The sequence below is a fragment of the Vibrio sp. MED222 genome (assembly GCF_000153005.1).
Classification (GTDB): domain Bacteria; phylum Pseudomonadota; class Gammaproteobacteria; order Enterobacterales; family Vibrionaceae; genus Vibrio; species Vibrio tasmaniensis_A.
The window spans coordinates 38,134-43,820 of record NZ_CH902612.1 but is presented as its reverse complement, the minus strand read 5'-3'; the positions used below and the strand labels follow the sequence as shown (position 1 = coordinate 43,820).

4 protein-coding genes are annotated in these 5,687 nt (G+C 44.0%); 1 reads left to right on the top strand and 3 read right to left on the bottom strand.

The annotated features are described in order from the left end of the window. From MED222_RS01605 to uvrY, 3 genes are all read right to left on the bottom strand, one after another. A partial coding sequence (locus MED222_RS01605) for a CDP-alcohol phosphatidyltransferase family protein (RefSeq protein ID WP_009848864.1) occupies positions 1-221 on the bottom strand: 221 nt, incomplete at its 3' end. Between the two features lie 46 nt (positions 222-267). Next, positions 268-2,100 carry an excinuclease ABC subunit UvrC gene (gene uvrC, locus MED222_RS01610; protein ID WP_086027554.1) on the bottom strand — a complete coding sequence of 611 codons (1,833 nt, stop codon included), beginning with the start codon at positions 2,098-2,100 and terminating at the stop codon, positions 268-270. A gap of 15 nt (positions 2,101-2,115) precedes the next feature. Further along, entirely contained in the window at positions 2,116-2,760 is a 645-nt protein-coding gene (gene uvrY, locus MED222_RS01615; protein WP_004729778.1) for a UvrY/SirA/GacA family response regulator transcription factor, read from the bottom strand. A gap of 426 nt (positions 2,761-3,186) precedes the next feature. Here uvrY and MED222_RS01620 point away from each other — a divergent pair, with 426 nt between their 5' ends. Beyond that, positions 3,187-5,550: a DNA polymerase II gene (locus tag MED222_RS01620; protein ID WP_009848866.1), complete on the top strand. Its 2,364-nt coding sequence runs from the start codon at positions 3,187-3,189 to the stop codon at positions 5,548-5,550. The last annotated feature ends 137 nt before the right edge of the window (positions 5,551-5,687 follow it).

The window sequence follows — 5,687 nt, the reverse complement described above, 5'->3', positions numbered from 1 at the left end:
AGCACCTTATCCGCCACGGGGTCAATAAAGGCACCAAAGCGAGACGTTTGTCCTAGTTTACGAGCCAGCATGCCATCTAGCCAGTCAGTAAAACCCGCTACCCAAAACACCATTGCAGCAGCAAAAGGAGCCCATTCATAAGGTAGGTAAAAAACAACAACGAATACTGGGATTAAAAATAGTCTCAGTAAGGACAAAATGTTAGGTATATTCAAACGCATATTATTAGGCTCTTATCAATTGCGCTTTAATGGTGCGGGATTTTTACTATTGTTTCAATGCTTGATAAATGTTTTCTGCCAAAGAATGACTAATGCCCGGCACTTTGGCTATTTCTTCGACAGTTGCACGCTTAAGTTCTTGTAAGCCACCCATATATTTCAACAAAGATTGACGACGCTTAGGCCCTACCCCTTCAATTCCTTCAAGTGCACTGGTTCTACGCGTTTTACCACGTTTTGCTCTGTGCCCGGCAATAGCATGATTATGGCTTTCGTCACGAATATGTTGGATAAGGTGTAGCGCTGGCGCATCACTGGGTAAATTGAACTCTTCGCCTTCAAGAGTCACCAAGGTTTCTAAACCCGGTTTACGCGTAACCCCTTTGGCTATACCCATCATTCTTGGTCGAAATGGCCAATCACCCCAATATTGAGAAATGATCTCATGAGCGCGGTTGAGCTGACCTTTACCACCGTCGATAAAAATGATGTCTGGGATCTTATCGACATCAAGTTGCTTCGAGTAACGCCTCTCAAGCGCCTGAGCCATTGCCGCGTAATCATCACCACCGGTAATGCCAGTGATGTTGTAACGGCGGTATTCCGGCTTAACAGGGCCTTCCTGATTGAACACCACACAAGACGCTATCGTACTTTCACCCATGGTATGACTGATATCAAAACATTCCATCCGTTTAATCACATCCATCGACAACACTTCTTGAAGCTCTTTAAAGCGCTGGTTGATGGTCATCTTGTGATTAATTTTGGTGGTAATAGCCGTCAATGCATTGGTATTCGAGAGTTTAAGGTAACGACCTCGAGTACCTGAAGGGTTGGTATTGAAGTGAATCTTACGACCCGCCACTTCACACAAGGCTTCTTGAATCGGTGTGATATCTTCCATCAAATCGGCATTGAGAATCAAACGAGTTGGGATGGTTCTCGCTTCATTATGCGCAAGATAGTATTGGCTTAAAAAGCTCGAAAAAACCTCTTCTCGCACCGTATTGTTGGGAATTTTCGGGAAATGGCTTCTACTGCCTAAAACCTTGCCTTGGCGAATCATCAAGATATGAATACACGCTACGCCATTCTCTTGAGCAAAGCCCAACACGTCCATATCTTCCATTGAGTCGTCGGATACATATTGTTGTTCTTGCACGCGTCGAATCGCTTGGATTTGGTCACGGAACGCGGCAGCTTGCTCAAAGCGAAGCTCTCGGCTTGCTGTGTCCATCTTTTCGATGAGCGTCTCAAGGACTAACTTGTCCTTCCCTTGCAAGAACAGACGAACGTAGTCGATAAGTTCACTGTACTCTTCATCAGAGATGATTGAGCTGACACATGGCGCAGCACAACGGCCAATCTGATACATCAAACACGGGCGCGTTCTGTTGGCATAAACCGTATCTTCACACTGGCGAGCAGGAAAGATTTTTTGTAGTAGGTGCAACGTCTCACGCACAGCGCCGGAATCAGGGTAAGGACCAAAGTATTCGCCCTTTTTCTTTTTAGCACCACGATGCATCGACAAACGAGGATGCTTGTGACCGCTAATAAAAATATAAGGGTACGACTTATCATCACGCAAAAGTACGTTGTATTTAGGCAAGTACTGCTTGATGTAGTTATGCTCAAGGATGAGCGCTTCTGTTTCCGTGTGCGTTACAGTGACATCGATCTTGTCAATATTGCTGACTAAAGCGCGTGTTTTTTCACTGTCGACTTTTTTACGGAAATAACTGGAAAGGCGTTTTTTGAGGTTCTTAGCTTTACCGACGTAAATAACAACAGCCTCGGCGTTATACATTCGATAAACGCCGGGCTGCTCTGTTACTGTCTTGAGGAATGAGACTGAGTCAAACAAGTTGGTCACTATACGATCTCAGTGTTAAAGGGTCTCAGTGTCTAACATTCCATGTCTAATCGCTAAATGCGTCAGCTCTACATCGCCACTGATATCCAGCTTACTGAACAAGCGGTAGCGGTAACTGTTGACTGTTTTAGGACTTAGATTGAGTTGTTCTGAAATATCCGTCACTTTCTGACCTTTGGTAATCATCATCATGATTTGAAGTTCACGTTCAGATAAGTCTGCAAATGGATTTTCAGACGCAGGCGAGAATTGGCTCAAAGCCATCTGCTGCGCAATTTCTGGCGAAATGTATCGTTGGCCACTATTAACCACTCGAATTGCATTTACCATTTCATCCGGACCAGCCCCTTTAGTAAGGTAACCAGCAGCTCCAGCTTGCATCACTTTAGTTGGAAACGGATTTTCCGTATGAACAGTTAAAACGATGATTTTAACATCAGGGTTGAAACGCAAGATTTTCTTGGTTGCTTCTAAGCCACCAATACCAGGCATATTCATATCCATCAAAATAACGTCAGTATTGTTAGTACGACACCATTTTGCAGCATCTTCACCGCTTTCAGCTTCCCCTGCTACGTTCATTCCACGGACGTCTTCAATAATACGTCGTATCCCTGTGCGAACCAGCTCGTGATCATCTACAAGGAAAACATTTATCAAACTTGTATCTCCACACTATTAATTGGCTCTGCAACCACTGTGTCATTTCATCTGTTTGAAACAATTGAACAAAGGAACAGTGAATCGCAGCATTGAGTACATCTTAACTTAATTACTAAAAAAAAGCTCTGTTGAATATGTGCTGAAACACGAACTTTAGCAAGTACTTATTAACAAATAAGCCAACTAAAACAACAAGCTTTTTCTAAAAATCAACCAGTTAAAACAACACCCAATAAAATTACACAAGATAAAGACATTTTCAATACCATTGAATAGCCATTCGCGACAATTTCACTTATTTGCTTATAGAGTCCCGTTATTTGCCTCTGTTAACTAGAATTTAGTTAGTATTTTTGCTGCCTGTTATGCGCTGAGGGTCGCTAGGTGGTAGTATTCGATTCCCAATTTCAATAGGTTACTACATTGGATATTCAGCAAGGCTTTGTACTCACAAGACAAGCAAGAGACTTTTCAGGGCGCACACAAATCGACTTGTGGTTAAGCACCCCTCAAGGCCCTACGCTACTGACTATTCAAAATGAAAAGCCTGTATTTTTTGTCGCGCAAACTGATGTTGAAGCATGTCAGGCTATCGCAGCAAAAGAGTCTATCAATTGCCAGTTAAAGCCTTTGGAGCTAGCAACATTTGACCAAACCCCTTTAGCCGCTTGTTACACTTCCTTATCGAGAAGCAGCTTCGGGTTAGCTCAAGCCTTTAACGGTGAAGAGATCCAAACCTTTGAAAGTGATATTCGACTGGCCGATCGTTTCTTGATGGAGCGCTTTATCAAGGGCAGTATCGAATTCACAGGCACTATCACTCCAAAAAGACAGCATCGCAGAGTATCGAACGCAAAATGCCGAACTGGCGATTACTTGCCAAACTTGTCTGTGGTTTCGCTTGATATTGAGTGTTCGGAAAAAGGTGTGCTTTATTCCATCGGCCTAGACAGCCCGATGGATAGCCGAGTGATAATGATTGGCCATCCACAAGAAGCAAACACCAATATCCAATGGGTTGCCAACGAGAAAGCGCTGCTTGAAGCCATGATTGCGTGGTTCTCCGAATTTGACCCGGACATCATCATTGGTTGGAATGTCATTGATTTCGACTTTAGGCTGCTGCATAAGCGTTCGGAATGGAACGAAGTGAAACTCAGTATTGGTCGCGACAATCAACCGAGCTTCTTTCGCAGCTCCGCACAAAACCAGCAGGGCTTCATTACCATTCCTGGTCGCGTGGTCTTAGATGGTATCGATATGCTTAAAACAGCAACCTACCATTTCCGCTCTTGGTCTCTTGAGTCCGTGTCACAAGAGTTACTGGGCGAAGGCAAAGACATTCATAATGTTCATGACCGCATGGATGAAATCAATCGAATGTTTAAGTTCGATAAACCTTCACTTGCCAAGTACAACCTTCAAGACTGTGTGCTAGTAAACCGAATCTTCGAACACACTCACCTACTCGATTTTGCTATTGAACGTTCTCGCTTAACTGGTGTTGAACTTGATCGCGTTGGCGGCTCTGTCGCGGCTTTTACTAACTTATACATGCCTCAGATACACCGAGCGGGTTATGTCGCGCCGAACTTAGAACCCGAGAACTGGATCGCTAGCCCCGGTGGCTATGTGATGGATTCGATTCCCAACCTTTATGACTCTGTGTTGGTACTCGATTTTAAGAGCCTTTACCCATCGATAATTCGTTCTTTCTTAATTGACCCGATGGGGTTAATTGAAGGACTAAAGTTAGAGTTAGGCTCTGAAGAAGACCAAGCAGTGGCTGGGTTTCGTGGCGGTCAATTCCACCGCTCTAAGCACTTTCTACCAGAGATGATCGAAAACCTGTGGGCAGCGCGTGATGTCGCAAAGAAAAATAACGAGAAAGCTTTTTCTCAGGCGATTAAGATCATCATGAACTCTTTCTATGGTGTGCTGGGTTCTTCTGGTTGTCGTTTCTTTGATACTCGCTTGGCATCCTCTATCACCATGCGTGGTCATGAGATAATGAAGCAAACCAAGGTTCTGATCGAAGATAAAGGGTATCAAGTAATTTACGGAGATACCGATTCAACTTTCGTGTCTCTTAATGGCAGTTTTGAGCAAGAACAAGCAGACGAGATTGGTCACTCCCTTGTGGCTTACATCAACGACTGGTGGACGAATCACTTAAAAGAAACCTACAACCTAACCTCAATACTCGAACTGGAATACGAAACTCACTATCGCAAGTTTCTAATGCCGACCATTCGAGGCTCTGAGACAGGGTCGAAGAAACGTTATGCAGGTCTAATCAATCAAGGTGACCAAGAGAAGATCATTTTTAAAGGCCTTGAAAGTGCACGAACCGATTGGACGCCCCTTGCACAACAGTTCCAACAAACCTTGTATGAGATGGTGTTTCACGACCAAGATCCAAGTGATTATGTTAGACAGTTTGTCGATGAAACATCCGCGGGCAAACACGATGACCTACTGGTTTACCAAAAACGCTTGCGCCGTAAGTTGCATGAATACCAGAAGAACATTCCGCCACAGGTTCGCGCTGCTAGATTAGCCGATGAGATCAATGCTCAGCTCGGTCGCCCGCTTCAATATCAAAACAAAGGGCGTATTGAATATTTGATTACGCTGAGTGGCCCCGAGCCCAAGGAGTATTTAAAGAGCGGTATCGATTATCAACATTACATCGACAAGCAGATTAAACCGGTCGCAGAAGCGATTCTGCCATTTATAGGGTTAGATTTTGAAAGAGTCAGCGGCCAGCAGCTAGGTCTGTTCTAGATTTAATCCTCTTTAGAGGCGACATTAAACTCGATATACCATTAAAACGAAAAAAGCAGAGGAGTGCTTAACTCGCTCTGCTTTTTCATATCAATGGATAGCTTACGATCTTGATAGCTTACGACCCCCTACCCGAT